Source organism: Bacillus sp. FSL P4-0334, from assembly GCF_038004825.1.
GTDB lineage: Bacteria > Bacillota > Bacilli > Bacillales > Bacillaceae > Bacillus > Bacillus velezensis.
Map to the genome: position 1 here is coordinate 3784060 of NZ_JBBORX010000001.1, position 22729 is coordinate 3806788.

General features: G+C 44.1%; 27 protein-coding genes and 3 pseudogenes. 9 read left to right on the forward strand and 21 right to left on the reverse strand.

Features of this window, described 5'->3' with window-relative positions:
* Positions 1 to 57: 57 nt before the first annotated feature.
* Positions 58 to 324, forward strand: a complete 267-nt coding sequence (gene rpsT, locus NSQ37_RS19030; protein WP_003152876.1) for a 30S ribosomal protein S20 — start codon at positions 58 to 60, stop codon at positions 322 to 324.
* A gap of 16 nt (positions 325 to 340) precedes the next feature.
* Here rpsT and holA read toward each other — a convergent pair.
* A pseudogene (holA, locus tag NSQ37_RS19035) lies at positions 341 to 1382 on the reverse strand (DNA polymerase III subunit delta).
* A 39-nt stretch (positions 1383 to 1421) separates the two neighbouring features.
* Positions 1422 to 1573, reverse strand: a pseudogene (locus NSQ37_RS19040) (hypothetical protein).
* Positions 1574 to 1613: 40 nt separating this feature from the next.
* On the opposite strand from NSQ37_RS19040, the gene NSQ37_RS19045 reads away from it, so the two are divergent.
* Positions 1614 to 1748 (forward strand): YqzM family protein, encoded by a 135-nt coding sequence (locus NSQ37_RS19045; protein ID WP_003152870.1) that lies wholly within the window; start codon positions 1614 to 1616, stop codon positions 1746 to 1748.
* An 18-nt stretch (positions 1749 to 1766) separates the two neighbouring features.
* Here NSQ37_RS19045 and NSQ37_RS19050 read toward each other — a convergent pair whose 3' ends face one another.
* The 3 genes from NSQ37_RS19050 to NSQ37_RS19060 all read right to left on the reverse strand — a co-directional run bounded on the left by NSQ37_RS19050 (position 1767) and on the right by NSQ37_RS19060 (position 5368).
* Positions 1767 to 4118: a DNA internalization-related competence protein ComEC/Rec2 gene (locus NSQ37_RS19050; RefSeq protein ID WP_015240244.1), complete on the reverse strand. Its 2352-nt coding sequence runs from the start codon at positions 4116 to 4118 to the stop codon at positions 1767 to 1769.
* Positions 4119 to 4688, reverse strand: coding sequence for a ComE operon protein 2 (locus NSQ37_RS19055; protein ID WP_003152868.1), 570 nt, complete (start codon positions 4686 to 4688; stop codon positions 4119 to 4121).
* 65 nt (positions 4689 to 4753) lie between these two features.
* Complete coding sequence (locus NSQ37_RS19060; protein ID WP_015240245.1) at positions 4754 to 5368, reverse strand: helix-hairpin-helix domain-containing protein; 615 nt, start codon at positions 5366 to 5368, stop codon at positions 4754 to 4756.
* Between the two features lie 58 nt (positions 5369 to 5426).
* Between NSQ37_RS19060 and comER the strand changes: the two genes are divergently transcribed.
* Entirely contained in the window at positions 5427 to 6248 is an 822-nt protein-coding gene (gene comER / locus NSQ37_RS19065) for a late competence protein ComER (protein ID WP_012118027.1), read from the forward strand.
* Positions 6249 to 6316: 68 nt separating this feature from the next.
* Here the strand turns inward: comER and NSQ37_RS19070 are convergent, their stop codons facing one another.
* Genes NSQ37_RS19070 through NSQ37_RS19105 form a run of 8 tightly spaced genes read right to left on the reverse strand, consistent with a single transcriptional unit; the run spans position 6317 to position 11322 of the window.
* Positions 6317 to 7054: a class I SAM-dependent DNA methyltransferase gene (locus NSQ37_RS19070; protein WP_015240247.1), complete on the reverse strand. Its 738-nt coding sequence runs from the start codon at positions 7052 to 7054 to the stop codon at positions 6317 to 6319.
* Positions 7051 to 7407 carry a ribosome silencing factor gene (gene rsfS / locus NSQ37_RS19075; RefSeq protein ID WP_007408260.1) on the reverse strand — a complete coding sequence of 119 codons (357 nt, stop codon included), beginning with the start codon at positions 7405 to 7407 and terminating at the stop codon, positions 7051 to 7053. Before rsfS ends, NSQ37_RS19070 begins: the two co-directional genes overlap by 4 nt.
* A gap of 17 nt (positions 7408 to 7424) precedes the next feature.
* The gene (yqeK, locus tag NSQ37_RS19080) at positions 7425 to 7985 is read right to left on the reverse strand and encodes a bis(5'-nucleosyl)-tetraphosphatase (symmetrical) YqeK (protein ID WP_326364989.1); all 561 of its coding nucleotides are present in this window, start codon (positions 7983 to 7985) and stop codon (positions 7425 to 7427) included.
* Complete coding sequence (locus NSQ37_RS19085) at positions 7975 to 8544, reverse strand: nicotinate-nucleotide adenylyltransferase (protein WP_326364988.1); 570 nt, start codon at positions 8542 to 8544, stop codon at positions 7975 to 7977. Before NSQ37_RS19085 ends, yqeK begins: the two co-directional genes overlap by 11 nt.
* 10 nt (positions 8545 to 8554) lie before the next feature.
* Entirely contained in the window at positions 8555 to 8845 is a 291-nt protein-coding gene (gene yhbY / locus NSQ37_RS19090; protein WP_003152858.1) for a ribosome assembly RNA-binding protein YhbY, read from the reverse strand.
* Positions 8839 to 9681, reverse strand: coding sequence for a shikimate dehydrogenase (aroE, locus tag NSQ37_RS19095; RefSeq protein ID WP_007408256.1), 843 nt, complete (start codon positions 9679 to 9681; stop codon positions 8839 to 8841). Before aroE ends, yhbY begins: the two co-directional genes overlap by 7 nt.
* A gap of 19 nt (positions 9682 to 9700) precedes the next feature.
* On the reverse strand, positions 9701 to 10801 hold the full coding sequence (gene yqeH / locus NSQ37_RS19100) for a ribosome biogenesis GTPase YqeH (protein ID WP_144663967.1): 1101 nt from the start codon (positions 10799 to 10801) through the stop codon (positions 9701 to 9703).
* 2 nt (positions 10802 to 10803) lie between these two features.
* Positions 10804 to 11322: a YqeG family HAD IIIA-type phosphatase gene (locus NSQ37_RS19105; protein WP_007408254.1), complete on the reverse strand. Its 519-nt coding sequence runs from the start codon at positions 11320 to 11322 to the stop codon at positions 10804 to 10806.
* 357 nt (positions 11323 to 11679) lie between these two features.
* On the opposite strand from NSQ37_RS19105, the gene NSQ37_RS19110 reads away from it, so the two are divergent.
* Positions 11680 to 11820, forward strand: a complete 141-nt coding sequence (locus NSQ37_RS19110; protein WP_003152850.1) for a sporulation histidine kinase inhibitor Sda — start codon at positions 11680 to 11682, stop codon at positions 11818 to 11820.
* A 131-nt stretch (positions 11821 to 11951) separates the two neighbouring features.
* Here NSQ37_RS19110 and NSQ37_RS19115 read toward each other — a convergent pair whose 3' ends face one another.
* From NSQ37_RS19115 to NSQ37_RS19125, 3 genes are all read right to left on the reverse strand, one after another.
* On the reverse strand, positions 11952 to 12086 hold the full coding sequence (locus NSQ37_RS19115; RefSeq protein WP_003152848.1) for a hypothetical protein: 135 nt from the start codon (positions 12084 to 12086) through the stop codon (positions 11952 to 11954).
* A 75-nt stretch (positions 12087 to 12161) separates the two neighbouring features.
* Positions 12162 to 12893 carry an SGNH/GDSL hydrolase family protein gene (locus tag NSQ37_RS19120; RefSeq protein WP_326364987.1) on the reverse strand — a complete coding sequence of 244 codons (732 nt, stop codon included), beginning with the start codon at positions 12891 to 12893 and terminating at the stop codon, positions 12162 to 12164.
* Between the two features lie 69 nt (positions 12894 to 12962).
* Positions 12963 to 13697, reverse strand: a complete 735-nt coding sequence (locus NSQ37_RS19125) for a polysaccharide deacetylase family protein (protein ID WP_007612700.1) — start codon at positions 13695 to 13697, stop codon at positions 12963 to 12965.
* Positions 13698 to 13932: 235 nt separating this feature from the next.
* Here NSQ37_RS19125 and NSQ37_RS19130 point away from each other — a divergent pair, with 235 nt between their 5' ends.
* Entirely contained in the window at positions 13933 to 14559 is a 627-nt protein-coding gene (locus NSQ37_RS19130) for a TVP38/TMEM64 family protein (RefSeq protein WP_012118035.1), read from the forward strand.
* A gap of 104 nt (positions 14560 to 14663) precedes the next feature.
* On the opposite strand, the gene NSQ37_RS19135 is transcribed toward NSQ37_RS19130, so the two are convergent.
* Positions 14664 to 14918, reverse strand: a complete 255-nt coding sequence (locus NSQ37_RS19135; protein WP_326364986.1) for a hypothetical protein — start codon at positions 14916 to 14918, stop codon at positions 14664 to 14666.
* Positions 14884 to 16140 (reverse strand): MFS transporter, encoded by a 1257-nt coding sequence (locus NSQ37_RS19140; RefSeq protein ID WP_326364985.1) that lies wholly within the window; start codon positions 16138 to 16140, stop codon positions 14884 to 14886. Before NSQ37_RS19140 ends, NSQ37_RS19135 begins: the two co-directional genes overlap by 35 nt.
* A gap of 469 nt (positions 16141 to 16609) precedes the next feature.
* Here NSQ37_RS19140 and sigK point away from each other — a divergent pair, with 469 nt between their 5' ends.
* The 4 genes from sigK to NSQ37_RS19160 all read left to right on the forward strand — a co-directional run bounded on the left by sigK (position 16610) and on the right by NSQ37_RS19160 (position 20681).
* Positions 16610 to 17335, forward strand: a complete 726-nt coding sequence (gene sigK / locus NSQ37_RS19145) for an RNA polymerase sporulation sigma factor SigK (RefSeq protein ID WP_020956104.1) — start codon at positions 16610 to 16612, stop codon at positions 17333 to 17335.
* A 452-nt stretch (positions 17336 to 17787) separates the two neighbouring features.
* Positions 17788 to 18630 carry a sialate O-acetylesterase gene (locus NSQ37_RS19150; RefSeq protein WP_032866681.1) on the forward strand — a complete coding sequence of 281 codons (843 nt, stop codon included), beginning with the start codon at positions 17788 to 17790 and terminating at the stop codon, positions 18628 to 18630.
* A complete protein-coding gene (locus NSQ37_RS19155; protein WP_032866678.1) occupies positions 18627 to 19154 on the forward strand; it encodes a PadR family transcriptional regulator in 528 nt (175 codons plus the stop codon). The genes NSQ37_RS19150 and NSQ37_RS19155 overlap by 4 nt, the downstream gene beginning before the upstream one ends.
* A gap of 654 nt (positions 19155 to 19808) precedes the next feature.
* Positions 19809 to 20681: an AraC family transcriptional regulator gene (locus NSQ37_RS19160; RefSeq protein ID WP_014418433.1), complete on the forward strand. Its 873-nt coding sequence runs from the start codon at positions 19809 to 19811 to the stop codon at positions 20679 to 20681.
* A 211-nt stretch (positions 20682 to 20892) separates the two neighbouring features.
* On the opposite strand, the pseudogene NSQ37_RS21285 reads toward NSQ37_RS19160, so the two are convergent.
* From NSQ37_RS21285 to NSQ37_RS19175, 3 genes and pseudogenes are all read right to left on the reverse strand, one after another.
* A pseudogene (locus NSQ37_RS21285) lies at positions 20893 to 21496 on the reverse strand (isocitrate/isopropylmalate family dehydrogenase); the annotation flags it as partial.
* Positions 21497 to 21752: 256 nt separating this feature from the next.
* A complete protein-coding gene (locus NSQ37_RS19170) occupies positions 21753 to 22286 on the reverse strand; it encodes an ATP-binding protein (RefSeq protein ID WP_015240259.1) in 534 nt (177 codons plus the stop codon).
* Between the two features lie 164 nt (positions 22287 to 22450).
* Positions 22451 to 22669 carry a hypothetical protein gene (locus tag NSQ37_RS19175; RefSeq protein WP_031378922.1) on the reverse strand — a complete coding sequence of 73 codons (219 nt, stop codon included), beginning with the start codon at positions 22667 to 22669 and terminating at the stop codon, positions 22451 to 22453.
* Positions 22670 to 22729 lie beyond the last annotated feature (60 nt).

A 22729-nucleotide genomic window follows, 5' to 3' on the forward strand; every position in this document is an offset into this window, starting at 1 on the left:
AAGAAGATTTAACCTTAAGACACTGTGCTACAGGTTGTATCTTAGGAGGTGAAACACATGCCAAACATTAAATCAGCGATTAAACGTACAAAAACAAACAACGAACGCCGCGCTCATAACGCGACAATCAAATCTGCTATGCGTACTGCAATCAAACAAGTTGAAGCTTCTGTTGCTAACAACGAAGCGGATAAAGCGAAAACTGCTCTTTCTGAAGCAGCGAAACGCATTGATAAAGCAGTGAAAACAGGTCTTGTACACAAAAATGCCGCAGCTCGATACAAATCTAGACTTGCGAAACAAGTGAACGGACTTTCTGCATAATACAAAAACGATCCCTTTAACGGGGATCGTTTTTTTCATTCAGTCCGGAGAAGCTCAAGGAGAAAGAGTTCCAGCAAGAGCTGCTTGTCCTTTTTCCCCGTTTTCATTTCATAATCCATCACTGCGAGTCTTTCTATAATACGCCGCAGCTCTTCTTCAGAAAAAAGCCTCGCCTGATCCATCGCCAGCTTTACCCGGAAGGGGTGCACCTTTAAGTTGGAAGCGATTTGCTTTTGGCCGTATCCTTGTCCCGCAAAATACTTCGTCTGCATAATCAGACGGAATTGGTTGGCGATCAGCGCCATAATTTTGATCGGTTCTTCGTTTTGTTTTAAAAGATCATAAAATATTTGAAGACTTTCCGTCCGTTTTCGGTTCACGATTTTGTTGATCAGCTCAAAAATATTCTGCTCCAAACTTCTTGCGACGAGCTCACGGACATCTTCAAGTGTGATCTCATGTCTGTCACCGGTGTAGGCGGAGAGTTTTTGTATTTCCTGATATATGGAAGACAGATGGCCGTTTGCAAGCAGAACCAAATGCTCGGCAGCTTCTGTATCGATCATTTTATTTTCGGATTTCGCCAGATTAATCGTAAAATCCGTCGTCTCCTTTGCATTCAGCTCCTTAGCTTCAATCATAAGGGCTTTTTGCTTCAGCGCTTTCGTCAGCTTTTTCCGTTCGTCCAGTTTCTCATACGGAGCCACAATCACAAAGACCGTATAAGGCGCAGGGTCCTTCAGATAAGTCTCCAGAGCGGCTGTATTATGCTCTATTTTTTCTTTCTTTTTTTCCCCTGTTAAAAAAGACGGATTTTTTAAGATGACCAGCCGCTTCTCTCCCATAAACGGAAACGTTTCCGCATCGGTTACGGCCTGGTCAAGCGGATCTTCTTCAAGATCAAAAACAGACAGGTTAAAATCCTTTGTCTCCTCATCAACGACAGCTTGTCTGATCCGGCTGACAGTCTCTTGGAGCAGATACGTTTCTTTTCCGTATAAGCAATAAACGGAGCGGACATCCCCTTTTTTCAGGGCTTTCCAAACATCAAATACCATGATCGTATGACTTCCTCTCTTTCTTGATCCCCTTCTATCCTAAATTGAGTTTGGCAAATAGTAAAGAGGAAGCTTTAAGGACAGCTTCCTCATTTATAATAAACGCCTGATTCACAAGCTCCCGGGTCTGCTTGTAAAAAGGCGATAATCACAAGAACAGAAAACGTTACCATCACTTCTAGATTTTTCAAAACAATTCCAGTATACTTAGGGAAGTCAGGAGGGATGAAATTGAATGATTTTGAAAAAAACGTTCAAAGCAAACGAAATGATGCTGTTGACTCAGCTGTCGGTTTTGTCGTGTCCTTCGGATTTTTCGCCTTTTTGTTCGTGATGGCAACAGCCATCCATCTTATCGGCTCTTAGCCGCATTCCGGGCTGCTGTCAATCGGCAGTCTTTTTTACTTCTTGCGCCCTGGTTTCTTCTATATCATATGGAGGGAAGACGGAAAACGTTCCGGCGCCTTTTTTAAATCTGTATTGAATCGTTCCGCTGATATCGGTGCGAAGCACATTTACAGAGTACGCCTTCAAACGATCCAGCACTTCTTCATGCGGATGATGGTATCGATTCTCTTTTCCTGCTGAAATCAGCGCTGCTTCCGGCTGAAGCTGCTTCAAAAAGGCTTCACTCGTTGAGCTTTTGCTGCCGTGATGACCCGCCTTCAATATATCAGCCTTCAGATTCGGATACGTTTTCAGCACTTCTGTTTCGCCGTCCGATTCTAAATCTCCCGTCAAAAGCCAGCTCACTCCGCCAAAAACCGTCCAAAGCACCAGTGACGAATCATTTTTACTCCTTCCGTCAGACGACTCCGGAGACAGCACCTGAAACTGAAGATCCCCGGCTGTAATGGTGTCGCCCCGCTTTGCTTCGGCAACGGGAATGTTGTTTTCTTTCGCCATATTTAATATGTTCTGATCTTTCGGTTCTTTTACGAATCCTACGGGGACAATTAACCGTTTGACTCTATGATTTTTGATTAACACTCCGGCTTCCCCGATGTGATCTTGATCCGCATGGGTTAAAATCAGTGCATCCAGCTTTTTCACCCCTTTTCCGTTTAAAAATGGAATCAAAACCTTCTCGCCGATAGAATACGGGTGACGTTTTTCTTTCCATGATTCTCCGGGATAAGCAATCACTCCCCCTGTATCAACCATTACGGTCCCTTTGCGGTGCGGCGCGCTTATAAACAGTGAGTCTCCCTGCCCGATATCAAGCATATCCGCTTCTCCCCATGGACTGAAATACGGACGGCATATTAAATAAGCCAAAACCGCGCAGAAAAAAAGAGCCGATTTCCTGAGTTTTAAAAAACCTCCCTTTTCCAAAGCCGCAAAAAGCGTAAAAACGGAAACCGCAAGCAGAAGAAGGGAAAGAAAGTCAGGCTTTGACACAATCATAGTAAATAAATCAACGGATGCCGCATATGTAATGAAATCATGCACAGGCTTCATCACAAGGTCAAACATACCAAACAAACATTCTCCCATCTGCCTTGAGAGTAAAAGAAGAAGGAAACCGATGACAGAAACCGGAATGACAAATAACGTATAAAAAGGCACCATCACCATATTCATCGGAAAACTGACAAGTGAAATCTGCTGAAAATGATAGAGAAGAAACGGAAGTGAGCTGAGCTCTGCAATCAATGAAGCCATCGCAAGCCCGGCAAGTCTGCTTTCCCCTGCTTTCTTTAAAATGGAGGATGACAGAATTAAAGAGGCGCTTACCGCAAAGGAAAGCTGGAAGCCCGCCTGCCAAAGGAAGTAAGGATTAAACAGCAGGAGCAGCAGATAAGACAGGGACAATGCAACAGAGGAATGAATGCCGCGTTTAACAAGAGTTCCGGCGATATAAAATCCCAGCATGAGGGATGCGCGCAATACGGATGGGGCGGCACCGCTCAGCAGTGTATACACCGGCAAAAACAGCAGCAGCAAAATTCCTGCTTTTTCTCTTGCCAGCCCGATTCTGATCAGAGCATAAAATAATCCCGCCGTAATAAGACCGACATGCATTCCGGAAATCGCCATTAAATGAACGACTCCCAAATTTTGATATGCACTCAGTATATCGTCCTCTATAGAAAATCTTTCACCTAAGGTCAGCGCTTCAACAATTCCGGCGGAAGATTCAGGCACGTGATTCCGAATGATCGAAATCAAATTTTTTCTGATGTTCAGCAGTTTAAACAGCGGCTGTTTGGATTTTTCACACTGCTGAATGGAAGTCACGGAAAATAACCAGTGAATCTGCTGAGAGTGAAGATATTCCTTATAATCAAAACCTCCGGGAACCGTCGCATGTGCAGGCTGTTCCAGAGAGCCTGTAAACGTGCAGCGCATCCCCGGTTCAAGCTGTTCAATGAGTCTCTTTTCCTCAAGAGACCGGATTTTGTACGAAGCCGCCCATTTTTCCTTGTCATGTGTACGGATAACGGCTGACATTTTCGCTCCGTCAACCTTCGGAATATTAGTGATGACGGCCTGTTCAGTATAACTGCCGGCCTGATACCGCGTTACATTCGCAGCGTCACAAACCGTATAAAGAAAGAAATAAAGACAAAAAGAAACGAGGCAGACGATAACCGGAGCATGCTGCTTTGTTTTTACAATGATAAAGAGAAGATACAGAAGAAAAAGGAGCATAACCCAGAAGACATGAGCGGCGGCAATTCCCGCAGTTGCAGAAACCGCCGCCAGAGGCAGAAGAAGGTATTTATATTTCATTTATACGTAACTGGTAAACAGCTCATTGGCCTGTTCATGAATTTTTTTCAGTTCATCTGCCTTAACCCCCGCATCAGATAATTGCTGAATCAGACCTGCTACAAAAGACAATTTTTCGCGGTTTTTCAGATCGATGATCATTTCATCAAGTTCGACCTGCTCCACCTTGACTCCGGCTTGGCTGAACAGCTCTTTTGCATAAGGCTGTGTTTTGTAATCTTCAGCATAATAAACCGTTTTGATGCCTGCCTGGATAATTGATTTGCAGCATTGAATACAAGGATAATGCGTCACATAAATTTCGGCACCCTCCGTCGGAACACCGAACTTAGAACATTGCAGAATCGCATTCATCTCTGCATGTATGGTCCTCTGGCAATGATTATCTATTAAAAGGCATCCTTCATCAGCGCAATGGACGCCGCCGGCAATTGAGCCGTTGTATCCGCCGGCAATCATCCGCTTGTCTCTGACTACTGTTGCCCCGACTGACAGTCTCGGACATGTGCTTCTCAGCGCCAGCAAATGGCTTTGCGCCATAAAATATTGATTCCATGAGATTCGTTCCACAAGTGTTCCCTCCAAAAAGTCTTGTTGCTTTCTAAGTTTACATAGATTTAAGCAGAACCGTCAATTCACTTTACCGTAATGGAAGTTTTTATCCGCTCAAATGACTTCTCTCCAAAGCCTGATACATTCATCAAATCTTCAGCAGTCTGAAACCGTCCGTTTTCTTCTCGGTAGGCGATAATCGCTTCCGCTTTTTTCTGCCCCACCCCGGAAATCGCCTGAAGTTCGTCCAGAGATGCCGTATTGATATTGACAGCTGCATTCTCCTTTTCACCCGCCGCTGTTTTCGGGCGATTCTCCTCTTCGCCTTCACTCGGAATATAAACAATCGTCCCGTCCTGCAGCTGCTCTGCTAAATTAACATTCAATTCATCCGCCTTTTTCTTCAGGCCGCCGGCTTTTTCAATGGCTTGCGTCACTCTGTCTCCCGCTTTCATTTCATACACGCCGGGATTTCGGACCGCGCCTTTCACATCAATCATAATCTTGTCGTCTGCGGTGTCTTTTTTGTCCGCGACGGATGCTGAGGCTGTTTGGCCGAGCACGGACTGCTGTTTGACCGGCTCTTCCTTTTCAGAACGAAACAGCCAAATACAGATAAAAACCGCCCCTGCCGCAAGACAAGCGCCCAGAATTTTCAGGTTCCGCCGCAGCCGCTCCGTCATCATCGCTTTCGTCATATTGCATTGCCTCCCCGCATAAGGTTTAGAGGATTAAGGGAAAAAGGAGGGGAATTCATTGAAAATAGGCTTTATCGGCACCGGAAACATGGGAACGATCCTGATTGAATCGTTTATCGAATCAAACGCTGCCGATCCCTCACATATCACCATCACAAACAGAACAATCGAAAAAGCATTAAAACTAAAAGAACGTTTCAGCGGCATCCATGTCACCGAGGATCAGGAAAAGCTCGTACAGGAAAATGAAATAATATTCATTTGTGTAAAACCGCTGGATATATATCCTTTGCTGAAAAAACTCACACCGCATTTACGGAAAGATCACATTTTAATCTCCATTACCAGCCCCGTTCAGACGGATCAGATTGAACATACGGTTCCGTGTCAGACGGCCCGCGTCATTCCGAGCATTACGAACCGCGCCTTGGCCGGCGTCTCGCTTGTTACGTTCGGCAAAAGCTGCAGCGAGTCTGCAAAAGCGGATATTCAAACGCTGTTCACTCATATTTCAAAACCTGTGGAAATCAGCAGCGGCATTACAAGAGCGGCGTCAGACATTGTCAGCTGTGGGCCCGCTTTTATGAGTTATCTCGTTCAGCGCTTTATTGACGCGGCAGTGGAAGAAACGGACATCACCAAAGAAGAAGCCGTGATTATGTCGACGGAAATGCTTGTAGGTCTCGGCAAGCTTCTGGAAACAGGGCATTACACACTTCCCGCCTTGCAGGAAAAAGTATGCGTAAAAGGCGGCGTAACCGGAGAAGGACTGAAGGCTCTCGAAAGCGGTGTTCAGGATATGTTCAACCGTGTCTTTCAGCGTACACATGACAAATACGATGAAGATATATCGTTAGTGAAGAAGCAATTTCACGTGTAACTGAGTATGCCATAAAGTGCTTTATCGCGCCAATCGCAAAAAATGCATTTTAAAAACCATCGTTCCGTTTAAACGATGGTTTTTGGTTTGCCTGCCGTAAAGAAAAGACGTTCAGACTCTGTTGAAGGAGGCCGGTCTGTAAAATCAGCCGTCACCTTCTTCAGTTCAAATCCGGTCTCTGCAAGCATTTGTTCATATTCTTCAATGTAAAATGTTTTTTGCTCATGCGTCTCGTCATAACGGTCATAAGATTGTCCGTTCCATACGAAAAAGGACATATCATGGATGACAGAAAGCTCTTCATCGCCGGCAAAGCTTTGCCAGATATAGCTGATCTGCTCATCCTGATCCGCATGGGTGCTGTCCGGAAAAAGCTCCGTCATTTTAAATGGGGAATGGACGTCAAACAGAAGCAGGCCGCCCTCTTTCAAAACTTGAAAAACACTTTTGAAGGTGCTTAAGACATCACTTTTCGTTTTTAAGTAATTTAGGGAATCACAGCAGATGACAACGGCATCAAACTGTTCTTCAAAACCGGAAAGCTCTCTCATATCCTGCTGGAGAAAAAGAATCGGCTTTCCCGTTTTTTTCTGCTGGGCACAGCTCAGCATATCTTCACTCAAATCAATCCCCGTGACTTCGCAGCCTTTTTCAGCAAGCCTGATGGATATTTCTCCGGTTCCGCAGGCAAGATCAAGCACCCTTCCCTTTTCCGGAAGAGACGCTTCGATCCAGCCCGCCCATTCATCATACGGCGCATGTGACATTAACTCGTCATATACGCCGGCGAAGCCTTGGTAAATCATGAGTTCAAGCCGAGTTCAAGCTCTGCGAGCGGCGCGTCGCCCCATAGCTTTTCAAGATTGTAGTAGCTTCTTTCATCTTTATGGAAAACGTGGACAATGACGTCGCCGAGATCAACTAAAATCCAGCGGGCCTCATCAAACCCTTCCATCTTTTTGACATCAATGCCGTTTTCTTCTGCCTGATCTTTAATTTCACGCGCAATTGCCTGAACCTGCTTATCAGAATTCCCGTGGCAGATTAAAAAGTAATCCGCTATAAGTGAGATTCCTTCCATGTCCAGCGCTAAAATATCTTCTGCACGTTTATCGTCGCATGCTTTTGCCGCGATTTTTAATACGGAAGCTTGATTCATTCTTTAAATTCCTCCTGTCAATTTTGAGACACCAGCCAATTATAGGTTGCAAACGTCTCCGGAAAGACCGGCTGGTTTTTTTTCATCAGAAATATCATTGTATTTTTCATTGCTTGTATGAGCGCTTCGTTCAGATCTGTTTCCGCCAGACGGCGCACCTCTTCCACTCCGGGGAAATGGCGTCCGGGTTCAATGTAATCCGCAACGTAAATGACTTTGTCTAAAAGGGTCATTCCGGGACGCCCTGACGTGTGATAGCGGATTGCATCCAAGAGCTCAGGATCAGTGATCCCCGCTTCTTTCTCAGCCAGATACGCTCCCACAGGGGCATGCCACAGCTCGGCATTGTAATCCAAGAGCTCAGCCGGCATTTTTTCCCGCACGATGATCTGCTTCATTTCTTCTTTCGGCCGGAATTTCGCATAATCATGAAAAATAGCCGCCATTTCCGCTTTTTTCGGGTCTGCTCCGAACCGGCCTGCGAGAATAACCGCCGTATCTGTCACGCCGATTGTGTGGATGTAGCGATGCTCGGTCAGCTGCTCTTTGACGCAGGCAAGTGCTTCCTCACGATTCATATAAATCATTCTCCTCTATATACTGCCTCACTTTATCCGGCATTAAGTATTGCGTCGGCTTTTTTGCTTTGAGACGGTCTCTCAGCATCGTTGACGAAACGTCAAATTCCGGAACATCGGCAAAAAGCAGCGGGTAAGGGGTCTCAATATGATACCCCGGGCGCCGCACTCCGATAAATTGAATGAGCGTGAGCAGTTCGTCCAGTTTGTACCATTTCGGCAGATATTCAATCATATCCGCCCCGATAATAAAGAAAAGCTTGTCGTTCGGGTGCCGCTCCTTCAGTAAACGGACGGTATCATAGGTATAAGAAGGGCCTTTCCGGTCCATTTCCGCAAGCTCAAGCTTAAAGCCGGAATTAGAGCTGATGGCAAGCTTCAGCATCTCCACCCGGTGCCGACTGTCTGTAAAGTCTTCATTCTGCTTATGCGGAGGGATTTTATTGGGCATAAACCAAATCTCATCGAGCTCCGCCTGATGAAGGACTTCATTAGCCATCAGAAGATGTCCGTTGTGCGGAGGGTCAAATGTGCCCCCGAATATTCCGATTTTCTTCATGTCAACCACCTTACGGAAGCTCGATTTGTTTATTTTCCTTTGATTCCTTATACAATACGATCGTATTTCCGATCGTCTGCACCAATTGTGAGCGGCTGCCTTTCACAAGGGCTTCTGCGACATCATTTTTATCGTCTTCGCAGTTTTGAAGCACGCTGACTTTAATCAGCTCTCTTGCTTCTAAAGCCTCGGCAATCTGTTTCACCATGTTTTCGTTGACTCCGCCTTTTCCCACTTGAAAAATAGGCGTTAAATGATGCGCTTTTGAACGCAAAAACCGTTTTTGTTTTCCTGTTAACATTGTGTTCCTCCTAGTTTTCCTTCAACAATTGCTCTCATTAAGCCGCTATCAGGCTCTTGTCCCGTCCACAGCTTGAAAGACAGTGCGGCCTGTTCCACAAACATGCCGACACCGTCAAGGGTTGTTAAACCTCTTTTTTCAGCTTCTTTTAAGAACGCCGTTTGAATCGGGTTGTATACGATATCACAAACGATGGCGCCCGTTTTGGCCCGTTCCAATGAGAGCGGCACGGCATCCGTTTTCGGATACATGCCGACAGATGTTGTATGAATAATGACGTCATATTGTTCAAGCTGATTTTCAGCTTCTTTTAAAGTAAGGGCGCGTTTCTGCTGAAAAGAGGGAGCAGCCGCAATCAGGCTTTCTGCTTTTTCCGGCGTGCGGTTGCAAACGTCAAATTGTTTCGGCTCTCTGCGGACGATCGTCGTAAAAATCGCTCTTGCCGCTCCTCCCGCCCCAATCATGAGGATGGAGAGCTCTGATATCGGTTTGTCCAATACTTTGACTAAGGATTTATAAAACCCATCTCCGTCAGTATTATACCCGATGAGCCTGTCTCCCTCTCTTTTGACGGTATTTACGGCCCCGAGTACTTTCGCGCTTTCATGTATTTCATCCAGATGCTCCATGATCGCGACTTTATGCGGGACTGTGACGTTCACTCCGCAGATGCCAAGCGCCTTGATTCCGTTAACGGCGTCCTTGAGATGATGAGGTTCCACCTGAAACGCAAAATACTGCCCGTTGATGTTCTTATCTTGCAAAGCCGCGTTATGAATATCGGGTGACATTGAATGCCCGATCGGATTTCCGATTACTCCGTACAATTGTTTCATGCTCCCTCTCCCCTTCTCTCTATATTAATGAACGGCGGACAAATACGTGTACGCCTTTCGGAGCGTATGCCGTTATTTTTTTATCTGCTTGCTGCACCGTGACCCAGCCGAGACCGGAAAAAACGATATCCGTCTTTCCTTCTTTAATCGAAAACGTATGGGGTGTAAGCTCCGGAAATTCATCCAAATGATCTTTTCCGGGCGGGGTAAGCAGTTCTCCCGCATGCTTTTCGTATAAGGCATCAGCATTTTCAAGCTTTGTTCTGTGAATCATCAATTCATTCGGCATATAGCAGACAAACGCCGTTTTATCGCCTGATACATAGTCAAACCGGGCAAGCCCGCCGAAATAAAGCGTTTGTTTTTCATTCAGCTGAAAAGTGCGCGGCTTCAGTTCTTTTTTCGGTGTCAGCACCTTTAAGTCACGCTTGTCCACGTAATGCGCCATCTGGTGATGGTTAATGATTCCCGGCGTATCATAAAGCGCAGATCCGTCATCAAGCGGGATTTCAATCGCGTCAAGTGTCGTGCCCGGAAATTGAGAGGTGGTAATAATATTCTCTTCCCCTGAGACCTCTTTAATAATCCGGTTGATAAATGTGGATTTGCCGACATTGGTACAGCCCACCACATACACATCGCGCCCTTCGCGGTAATGTTCAATGGCGTCAATGACTTCCTTCATCCCTTGTCCGCGGGAAGCGCTGATTAAAAAGACATCAAGGGGTTTTAAGCCGTATTCTTTCGCTTCGCGTTTCATCCATTGAACGAGCCGTTCCCGTTTTACGGATTTCGGCAGGATATCGGCCTTATTACCGACAAGAATGATCGGATTACCGCCGACAAAGCGGTTCAGCCCGTTTATCCAGCTTCCGTTAAAATCAAAAATATCAACGACTTTGACAATTAGAGAGTCAGTATCGCCGATTGTGTGCAAGATATTTAAAAAGTCATCATCCGTTAATGAAACATCTTGAATTTCATTGTAATTTTTCAGTCTGAAGCAGCGCTGGCAGATGACATTCTCTTTCGTGAGCGATGCCTTTGGCGCGTATCCGAGACCTTGTTGATCCTCGGTCTGGATCGTTACTCCGCAGCCGATGCAAACAACCTTTTCCATTTCTAATCCTCCCACTGAATATGGCCTTTACGTTTCAAAGAACTCAATATTCTCCGTTCAATCCGGCGGTTAAAGCGCGTCATGACTCCGTCAGAGGAAGCGACAGGCACGACGAGGATCGTATGATACCCGTTTCTGTTTCCGCCGAGAACATCAGTAAGCAGCTGATCGCCGATGACCACACAGTCTTCTTTTTTCAGATCCATGCTGCTGACGGCTCTTTTAAAGGCGCGCCCCATCGGTTTTCTTGCCTTATAAATAAACGGTATGCCAAGCGGCTCCGAGAATAATTTCACTCTTCGTTCATTATTATTGGAGACGATCGTGACTTTAATGCCGTGCTCCTTCATTTCTTCAAACCACTCGATTAATCGAGGTGTCGCACTCGGTCTGTCCCACTCCACAAGCGTGTTGTCAAGATCTGTAATAATCCCTTTCACATTGCGTTCTTTGAGCTTTTCCGGTGTGATATGAAATATATTTTTCACAAATTCGTCAGGTAAAAAAAACTTTTTTAACAAAACCCGCACCCTTCCTTTTCTTTCTATCATCTATATGTCGAAACCTGTCAGATTTAAAAACAAAGTCGGACTCAGTAAAAAAATTTCGACAGAAATTGGGTTTCTTCACCAGTTGTGGATAAAATTACACACATTATCCACTCTTATTACATCCGGATTTATCCAGATTATAAACAAGATACTAACAAGTTATCCACTTACGAGTGTGGATAACAGAACGATTGTTCTTATTTGTATTTCATGGTAGATTAAAGATAACCTCACCATGATTGAAACGCAACCTTCCATCATATGCTTGCGTCTGATGATTGATTACAATTGTAAGGAGGTGCCACTCCCATTAATTGGGTCCCCGGCATGAGAAAGCTTTCTGATGAATTACTAATAGAATCTTATTTCAAAGCCAATGAAATGAATTTGAGCCGTGAATTTATCGAGTTAATTGAAAACGAAATCAAAAGAAGATCGCTCGGACACATTATTTCCGTTTCTTCTTAAACAGAAAAAATTCCCGGGCGAATTTCCTTTTTTTACTCAGATGACTGATATTATATCACTTCGGTTATGCGCATTACTACCACTTTCAACAAAAAACACCCCTAAAATAGAGGTGTTTAAGAGGACGGCTGCTATATATTGAACCAATACAGACCGCCCAGGACGAGAATGACGACGAGCAGCACAACAAAAAATGCGTACCAGTACCCCGCATTCACCCGAGGAGGCGGGCATACAGGATATTGCGGAGGGAAACCGCGGTTCATAGCAATCGCCTCCAAAAAGATGTTTTTTCTACAGCCTATGAAGCAGAAGCAAAACGGTTTAGGCAGCTGACGGCGTCAGCGTTCCAAAACCCGCCCATTTTTTATGCCTTCAATTAAGATTCTGGCGCCTTTTGGCGTCATATGATTTCCGGAGGGATCTATCAGTCCGGATTGAATCAGCGCCCGGTCTGTATCTTTGCCGCCGTCCGCGCGTATAAAGTGTTTCCAGTTATCCACCAGCGGCACTTTCAACTCAGCTGCAACCTGCCTCGTAACGCCGTTATAGGAATTATGCCATTTTCTCGCGCCGCCTTTTTCTTTAAAGGCTGAGGCTTTATATCTCGAATAGTAATAGAGATGATGCGTTCCGTTTCCTTCTATAACCGGGATGCACGTCATTAAAATCGGCTTTATGCCGTGATTTCTGCTTTCGTTTATGAAATAAGTCAGGTTTTCTTTAAACCGTTTCTTTGATACCCGCGGCTGATCGCCCGTCAAAATGCCCGCATCATTTGTTCCGAACATGATAAATAAATATTGGGGCTTACGGTCCAGCACGTCGCTTTGAAAGCGCAGGCGCGCATCCTCAGTCGTCTGGCCGCCTATTCCCGCATTTATAACCGTAAGACGGCCGCGTTCCGCTGTTTTTAAAATGTTTACCCACTGCTGCGCCTTCGGATAATCACGATAATCCCAGTTGGAACCGCGCGTATTGCTGTCGCCGAACGCGACAACACTTTTCTCTTTGCCCGCGGCGCATCCTGATAACAGACAGATTATCGTAATCAAAAGAACAGCAAACTTCATTTTCTCTCCCCCCAAACCTTACCTCCTATGGTACACATCTCTTTGGCGGCTTTCAACGCGGCACTCTCTTTACTGGATATGAAAAGGACCGGAATCCTGTCCGATCAAATCCGAAACCTTAACAAACGTGTAGCCCTGCTTTTTCAGCTTGGGAATGATTTCTTTCAAAGCCTCAACCGTCTGGCGCCGGTTTCCTCCGCCGTCATGCAGAAGAACGATATCTCCATCTCTGGCATGTGAAACAACGTGCCTGACGATTTTTCCTTTCCCTGGCCTTTTCCAGTCCCTCGGATCTTGGTTCCATGACCACATGATGATATGATAGCCCTCTTTTAAGATGCTTTTGAAAGCCGTATGATTCAGCGACCCTCCCGGCGGGCGGAATAACTTGTCCCCTTCCGGCTGCAGCGATGTGATATGATGCGCTGAGCTGTGAAGCTCTTGTAAAATGTCTTTGCGTTTCAGTCGGTGAAAATAAACATGGTTCATCGTATGGTTGCCGATTTCATGCCCTTCTTCAACGATGCGTTTTGCCGTTATGGGGTATTTGTCTATACGGCTCCCGACACAAAAAAAGGTTGCTTTAACATTGTGCTGTTTCAGCACGTCTAACACAGCCTCCGTATAGACAGGATGGGGGCCGTCATCGAAGGTTAAAGATAGTTTCTTTTTTTCAGACCTTATATCCCAGTACACGTTTCCCGTCTTCTCCATGTCACTTCTTTTTAAAGATTTCGCATCGGCGGACACGGCAGTGAGACTCGTGAGGACGCATATCATGATGATCAGATGAAAGCATCTCAACGTTTACACCTCCAGTAAACACTACTGTTAACGTGTCCCCTTTTATAAAAATCATTCTCTGCATCAAATGATGCACATCACCCGCTTCCCGCTTGTTTTTGTCCAAACCCGGGTGCCAGCCGTTTCTCATCAAACGGCAAATGCTGATAAATCAAATACGCTTATCGGACAGCTTATTTTAATAGAAGGAGATAGATTTGTGCTGTATACTAATTGACAAGAGGTGAACGTGCAGATGATAAAAAAGGGATTCAGTCTTGCCGTCATCATTGCTGTCGTGATGATCGGCTTTATGCAAAAAGACGTCTGGCTCAGCATGATTCGCGCGGGCGGCATGTACGCCGTGCTTATGAGTATCCTTCTGGTCGCAGCTGACGTATTTTTTCCGATTGTTCCATTCGCCATTATCGCGGCCTTAAACGGAGCGGTTTTCGGGATTGTAAACGGGGTGTGGATTACATTGTCAGGCGCGATGCTCGGAACAATGGCATTGTTTTTTCTCGTCCGGTACGGATTCAGAGACTGGGCCAGAAAAAAGCTGCTGGCTTACCCGGCAGCGGCCCAATATGAAGATTCATTTCATCAGCACGCGTTTACGGCGGTGCTTTTCGGGCGGCTGATTCCGATTATACCGTCGCTTGCCATGAATACCGTCTGCGGGCTGAGTAATATCCGATGGCCGATCTTTTTTTCTGCGTCGGTGCTCGGCAAAATTCCGAACATTGTGATCGTGACGGTCGCAGGCGCTTCATTTACAAGCAACAAACTGCTGTCTTTCGGGATTTATGGAATGTATATGCTCGTCTTAATGGCGGTCATTTATAAGAAGTTTCCCGGCCTTTTAAAAACAACGAAAAAATGAAACGCGTACCGCCCCCTATTCCGGCGGTACGGCTCCTCTCATTCTGAGAACTTTTCCGTTTAATTCTAAATTGATGCAGCTTCGTTCCGCGTTCTCTTTGCTGCTCAGTAAAGGTGCACATAACCGATTTTTTGGCTGCGGTAAAATTTGATGGAAGCTTCAAGCTGTCCGATCGGCTGCCCGTTATGAAAAAGCGGCATAAAACCGTCGGGAAAGCATTTGATTTGGGATGACAGCCACCTGAGATATTCATCCTTATTAAAATGATCCGCCGTGCCAAAGCTGACGAAAAACGAATCCTCACGAAACGAAACGGCCGTCTCTTTATGTTTGTTTAAATTGATCCGCTTGAAATACATCAGGAGTCCTCCTTTTTGCGGCCGCAAATAAGAACGAGCATAAAACGGCTGCCAACACCAGCATAACAGCAGCGCCTGCGATGACGATGCCGCGGACGGAAGAACTGACAGAAGCTGCTCCGAAAACCGCCGTTACTACTATAATGAAGACGGCTTCGATTAATGAATAAAAGCTCCCCACTCTCCCCATGATGTCCACCGGAACATTCTTTTGATAAAACGTCAGAAAGCCTGTATTGGCAAACGCCAGAAAAAAAGCGAGAAGGAAAAATCCGAAAGCAGCCGTCCAAAAAACGTCAGAAAACGCATAAATCATATATCCGGCCGCTGTGAATAAAGAGCCCATTCCCATCAATAAAGAAGCCGGCATTTTTTTATTAAAGAACACATTGACAAGCGCCCCCGCGATAATGCCTGCCCCTGAGACACTGACGAGAAAACCGTAATCGGCATCAGTCAGCTGAAGAACCTCTTTTGCAAAAGCGGCTTCAAGCGAATCAAGCGCTGATGGCATAACGGTCATGACCAGACTGAATAAAAAATAAATGATCATGACGTTTCGCGCTGTTCGGCTGAAGCGATAGACGAGCTTCCAATCTTGTTTGTAAACTGCCAAAGAAAGCTTCTGTGCGGGAGAATGTACGTGAGGCCCATTTTCAAGGTTCGGCAGCAGCATCGTGATGAAACCGGACAGCACTAAAGCCGCCGCATTCACCCAAATCGCAAAAATCGGCGTGCCGGCGATAAAAAGCAGCCCGGCCGCAGCCGGCCCGAGGAGAAAAGCCCCTGATTCCGACAAAGCCCTTAGTGAATTGAATCGTTTTCTCCTTTCAGCCGGGATAAGCATCGTCACATACGCCATGGAACACGGACGAAACATCGCATTGGCCATTTGAATCAAAAATACGATACAATAAACGGAAAATAAAGACCGTGCTGTAACCATCAGCGGCAGAACGGCAATGAATGCAGCCCGGATGAAATCAAGCGACATCATCATATTCCGTTTGTTACACCGGTCGATGATGCTGCCTGCCCACCCATTTGTCATCAAAACAGCCGCAGGTCTGATTAAATAAAGGATGGAAACCGCAAAAGCAGACCCCGTTTCTTTTAAGACAATAAGATTAAGAGACAAAAAATAAATCCATTCACCAATATTTGCTATCCCGATTCCGGTTAACAGAAGCATCGGGTACCGCCAAGACTTCAGGTTTTTCATCTTATCCCTCCCTTAGAAATAAAAAACAGAAATAAAAAACGCCCTCAAGACAATAAAGTCTTGAGGACGGGAAACAGCCCGCTATGCCACCTCAATTCGGTTTGGTGCCGGCCTAAGCCGGGTACAAAGCTTACTCGGTAACAGGAGTATCCGCCGCATCATCCTCGTTTTTCATGATTCCGATGCGAAGCTAAGAGGTTTGTTTCAACACATCCATTCATACTCCTTCACAGCTCCCGGAGCTCTCTGTCATGAATGATATCTGTCTACTCGTCTCTTCAGCGCTTTTCGGTTATATTGTTTTCACCCTTACTTTTTTTAACAATATACAGGCTCAATCAGCAAAAATCAAGAGGCTGTAAGAAATAAAACCTGCCTTTGATTAATTTCCCTGTACAGACACAAACAGCCTGACTGCCACATACAGTTACATATAGGCTTTTGCCTACATAACTTTGTGGAGGTGAGGATGGTGACAGGTGTTTTTGCAGCGCTCGGGTTTATTGTGAAAGAACTCGTGTTTTTAGTATCATACGTGAAAAATAATGCCTTTCCACAACCGCTCTCAAATAGTGAGGAGAAAAAATACTTAGACCTTATGGCTGAAGGAGATGAACACGCCCGCAACATGCTGATCGAACACAATCTCCGTTTAGTCGCCCATATTGTGAAAAAATTCGAAAACACGGGAGAGGACGCAGAAGATCTGATCTCCATCGGTACAATCGGGCTGATTAAAGGAATTGAAAGCTACTCAGCCGGAAAAGGCACGAAGCTTGCCACATATGCTGCACGATGTATTGAAAATGAGATTTTAATGCATCTGCGCGCATTGAAAAAAACGAAAAAAGACGTCTCCCTTCATGATCCGATCGGCCAGGATAAAGAAGGGAATGAAATAAGCCTGATCGATGTCCTCAAGTCGGAAAGCGAAGATGTGATCGACACCATTCAGCTCAACATGGAACTTGAAAAGGTCAAAAAATATATCGATATTTTAGACGACCGCGAAAAAGAAGTCATCGTCGGCCGCTTCGGGCTTGATTTAAAAAAAGAAAAAACGCAGCGCGAGATCGCAAAGGAGCTCGGCATTTCAAGGAGTTATGTGTCGCGGATTGAAAAACGCGCATTGATGAAGATGTTTCATGAGTTTTATCGGGCGGAGAAGGAGAAGCGGAAGAAGAAGGGAAAGTGAGCGAAAAGCCGGATCTGACATCCCGGCTTTTTCTGCATTTTAGGACATTGCTCTTCAAGTATAACTTCAGGATTTAGAAATAAAACATAACAAATGAATAGAATTGGTACAATCGTTAACCTTTTTAATAATTTTTTATTGATATTTAACCCCTTCAACACAGCCCCCCTTTATACCCCCCCATCATTGAATGTATTTCCTATGAAAAATGATTTTGAACCTCATAGGAACCCTTACATCACAGGGTTTTTGTTGTTTTTTCATTGTTTATCAAGACCTAAAGCAAAAGAACTTGCTAATTCTCAAATACATCCACCAAATGTTCAATGTTAGTTTGTTTTTCATACATACTAATAATAAAAATAAAACCTAGTTGAAACTTTACAAGACAAGCTGAATGGACTATAGTCTAATTAGACTAAAATATTGATGTAAAGAAGTGAAAAAATTAGATGATAAAGTCTTTTTTAATGTTAGGGCAGTCGAATATGGCAGGCCGTGGATTTTTGAATGAAGTAGACCCTATCTATAATGAAAAAATAAAAATGCTGCGCAATGGACAGTGGCAGATGATGACAGAGCCGATTAATTACGACCGTCCGGTTTCCGGCGTTGGCCTGGCCGCATCTTTTGCAGATGCATGGTCGAAAGCTCATCCCGATGAAGAAATTGGCTTGATCCCTTGTGCGGAAGGCGGCAGTTCATTGAATGACTGGCATCCGGAAGGCATCCTTTTTCAGCATGCTTTGTCCGAAGCCCGCTTCGCCCTCCAGTCCAGTCAAATTTGCGGAATTCACTGGCATCAAGGTGAGAGTGACAGTTATCGTTCGCTGCATGAAACTTATTACGAGAAATTAACTCTTATCATCGGGACGCTAAGAAACGAGTTGGAATTAGATGAGGTACCGTTGATTATTGGAGGGCTTGGTGACTTTCTTGGGAAGACTGGTTTTGGACAGCACGCGACTGAATTTCGACAGGTTAATGAACAATTGCTGCGTTTTGCTGATGAACAAGAGAATTGTTATTTTGTTACTGCGGCAGGTTTGACTGCGAATCCTGATGGCATTCATTTAGACGCAGCTTCACAACGCAAATTCGGTTACCGCTATTTCGAGGCTTTTTCGAAAAAGCACCATATCCTGAAACCCATTTCGGGAGAGGAGCAATCACTGAAAGTGAATGGTGACTATTCTAAAACAGAACAGATTTACCTTCATAGTATGGATTTGGCTTCGGGTAAAATCACGTACGCGGAATTTGAGGCGCGGATGGCGAAGGTGATGAAACCATGATTCCCTTACTTATCCTTGGCTTGCTCATCCAAAACCCCGGAGCTCACGGCTATGAACTTCTGGCCTTAATGGAAAAACGTCATTACAAATACATTGTTAACTTCACGAAAGGTTCATTTTATTACAATCTGCAGCAACTTGAAGAAAAGTGTTTGATTGAACAGATTCAGCAGAAACCCTCAACCGGCGGGCGTGAAATCCGTAACTTTAACGTCACAGATTCGGGAAGGGCAGAATTCGAAAAATTAATGATCAAATACGGCACCAAATCGGAATATGTGAACCTGCAATTTTATGGGGCGTTACTCTTTGCCGATGAATTCGACAAAAATAAATTACTGGATCTGATCCAATCACAAATCGATCAGACTAAAACTCGAATCGAGCTCCTTGACGAATACCTGTCCATCACTCAAGAAATTCCCGGCACAATCAATTACTTTCGCCGTATGAATGAAAATTCCCGTTCACATCACTTGGTTAATTTAGAGTGGTTCGAAAAATTGAAAGCAGAAATAGAGTGAACTATTGCATCATAAAAAATGCAATGTTACATATATAAGAATATTAGTTACCTGCATATAAAACCTGTGTCGCAGATATCTCGTAACATCATTGATACAGGTTTTATACCCCTTCTTTAATTAAACCGGCTAATAGGGTTGTCAACACTTGCCCCCAACAAGAGCAAGTGAGTCTGCTGCGTGTTCTTCTTTTCCAATCCGTATGAATAACCATTTTTTGCACCTATTTAGTATTCAAGTAAGTCAACTGATTTTTCTCCATCTTCCGCTAAATTGCTGCTTTCGTCGAATAAGAAAAAGTGATCTCCCTTAAGGAAGAATCACTTCCTCTAATTGAACAAGTAGTGAAGGTGAACACCGTTCTCGACATAACTAAAATTTTTTATCTACCTCTGCGTAAGCAACTTTCAATTGATTGATAGTAAACCCCTCCAACAAGAAAACTCCGGATTTTCCTATTTTTTTCAATATAAAACAATGATAACTTTCTTTCATCTTATGAAACCCAAGCAGTTATGAGGTGTTTTCTTTATCTGTACAAATACAGGTGAATCACTAATTTATTACATATAAGTTATCCTGCAAAACTGTGCACGAAATGTCGGGCAGATACATTTCGCTCCTGTTATTCTTTTGGTAAAGGAGGTCAAATAAATGGATTCGCTTAAAAGGATGAACAGCGCATTAACGTATATTGAAGAAAACCTCACGAACGATATTGATTTCAAAGAAGCAGCAAGGCTTGCTTTCTGCTCTGAATATCATTTTAAAAGGATGTTTTCCTTCCTCACAGGTATTTCATTATCGGAATATATTCGTCGACGACGTCTTACTCTTGCAGCTTTTGAACTTAAAGACAGCCGCGTAAAGGTGATTGATCTTGCAATAAAATACGGTTATCACTCACCAGATTCTTTTGCGCGGGCATTTCAGAATCTGCATGGCATAAGACCATCAGAAGCTAGACATAATGGCCATTCACTTAAAGCTTATCCGCGAATGACCTTCCAGTTATCAATCAAAGGAGGAAATGAAATGAACTATCGCATTGAAGAAAAAGAGGCATTTCGCATCGTCGGCATTAAAAAAAGAGTCCCTATTTTGTTCAAAGGCGTGAATCCTGACATTGCATCGATGTGGGAAAGTTTAGATGAAGCAGCAATCAATCAACTAAAAGAGCTTTCTAATGTAGCGCCTGTAGGACTCATTAGTGCATCCACGAACTTTTCTGAAGGCCGGACAGAGGAAAACGGAGAGCTTGATCACTATATTGGCGCAGCCACAACGAAACATTGCCCAAATCACCTATCACAGCTTGAAGTCCCTGCCTCAACGTGGGCTGTATTCGAAGCAGCCGGATCATTTCCGGATGCACTGCAGGAAGTATGGGGGCGGATTTATTCCGAATGGTTTCCATCGTCACATTATGAACAAATTGAAGGCCCAGAAATCCTGTGGAATGAGCATAAAGATGTAACATCGCCATCTTTTAAAAGTGAAATTTGGATACCCATCTCAAAAAAGTAATATACCTTACAATGAAATTAGAGGAATTAAAGATTTTAAGGAAGGGGTCTCATCCCTTCCTCTTTATGTCACTAACCCGATCTGCGGCAATATTGATGCCACTAATCTACGAATTGAGTTTTTTAATGAGCAGAGCCGTTCTTACTGAAAATCTAAATTGAGGTGTCCTATTGCGTTTTGATGATCTGCTTCTCACCTCTTATTTTCCGCCTTAACACCCGATCCTTTCTGCAATTGCTTCTGCAAAGTCTGACGTTGATGATTGACCGCTAAGATCTCCCATTTTGATTCCTGCCTTCACGGTTTCCCGAAGTGAGTTTTCTATTAATTCCGCTGCTTCTTTCAGCTTTTTATCACGATACTGTGTACTGAGCCATTCAAACAACATAGCAGTTGAAAGTATAATACCGATAGGATTCGCAATATTTTCACTGCAATGTCAGGTGCCGAACCGTGAACAGCCTGGGCCATTGCCTGCTTTCCCTAATTGACAGTGCAAGCCCCAAGCTGCCGACGAACTAAATGTACCGTCATTGCATCGATATGATAATTATCCACTTCAGTGTTCCGCCACTTCTCGGCACGTATTCAAAAAGAGTCCCGAGCCATGTAACCTTCTTACGGCGGCTGCATGCGCAATACGTGTAATCGCCTTTTTAGTGAAAACTCCAGTCAATACAGCCACTTCCGGGGTTACTGCCATACATATTTCGGCCAGCGTAAAAGCCTTCCGTATTTTCACGGTAAATGACCAAATTAGCTTTCCCTGCAATACTTTTCATTCCAGGTACTGTCTTTGCCGGGCGGCAATGGCTTTTCACTCAATGGTAACCAGCTTAAACGCTGGCTGGACAGGTTTCAGGGTGTATCTATTCATTGGAGTTCCGCCTCTTGCAACTTAACCAAAAACTTCCTCACGAAGAACAAATCACTTCTCTATTGTGGGATACTGCCGAAAATAAATCACTTCACAACAGAGAAACTGAAAGCGGTATAAAAAAACAGCTCCGTTAAAAAAATGGCCGGAACTGTCTTTGAATTTTGGTTTTCCAGTTATCTCCGTCCGTTAGTTTAATTAGAATTCAGATAATCCAAGACACGATCAACTCTTTCATTGACTGAGTAATCTCCTTCAATTTTTAGCAATGGACAAGATAAATCTGCCATCCAATGTTCGTGTAAAGCTTTGCTTCTAACTTCCATTCCAGCATTATCATATAAAGAAGCCCACTCTAAAAATGTTTTTGATTGTTCATATTTACTGCCGCCGGCTAACACTTCGTTTCCATAACGCTGAAATTCCCTATGCCTTAATCTCTCAAGCCGTATATCTTGCGGAATCCATAAGAAGATGACAAGGTCAAAGTAACTTTTTAGATCATCGCCCCAGCCGCACACTGCGCCAGAAAGAATCCATTTCTCATTTATTGTCAAGTCTTTTTCAAGCAACTTTCTTCTTTCAGGAATTTCTCTTTTCTTAGTGAATTTGTCTGTCCAATAGTAATCATCAGTATCAAGATGCGTATGAGGCAAATGCTTTGATAATGCAACACCCAATGTTGAAGTTCCGACTCCGGAGGCTCCCAGTATGTGAATATTATTCATAGTTCCCTCTCCTTATGAAGCAACGAAACTCTCTGTCCGCTGCACAAGGTTCTTACTATTATTTTAACATAAATCCCCAAAAACCTTTACTTTGCCAGGGAAATCCAAATGCGTGTTAAAACCATACTGCTTACGAACTTCATGGTCATTTTCAAACAGAATGATTAACTTTCTCTCCGGCCTATTTTAATATCCTCATACACTTTCTCAAAAGTCTCGATTGGCAGTGAAAACTTGGTTGTTTTCTCGTTACGATAATTGATCATAATCTCAATTTGATTATTTTTTTGTTCAAACTCAATAAGTGCATTCTCCCATTTATCTCTGATTGAAATGATACAATTTCCATTTTTCTTTTCCTTTTTCTTATAAATGTAATTCACTTTAACTCCCCTTTCATTCATCGAAAAAAGGTTTCGGAATAAGGAAGCTCCTCAAAAAAA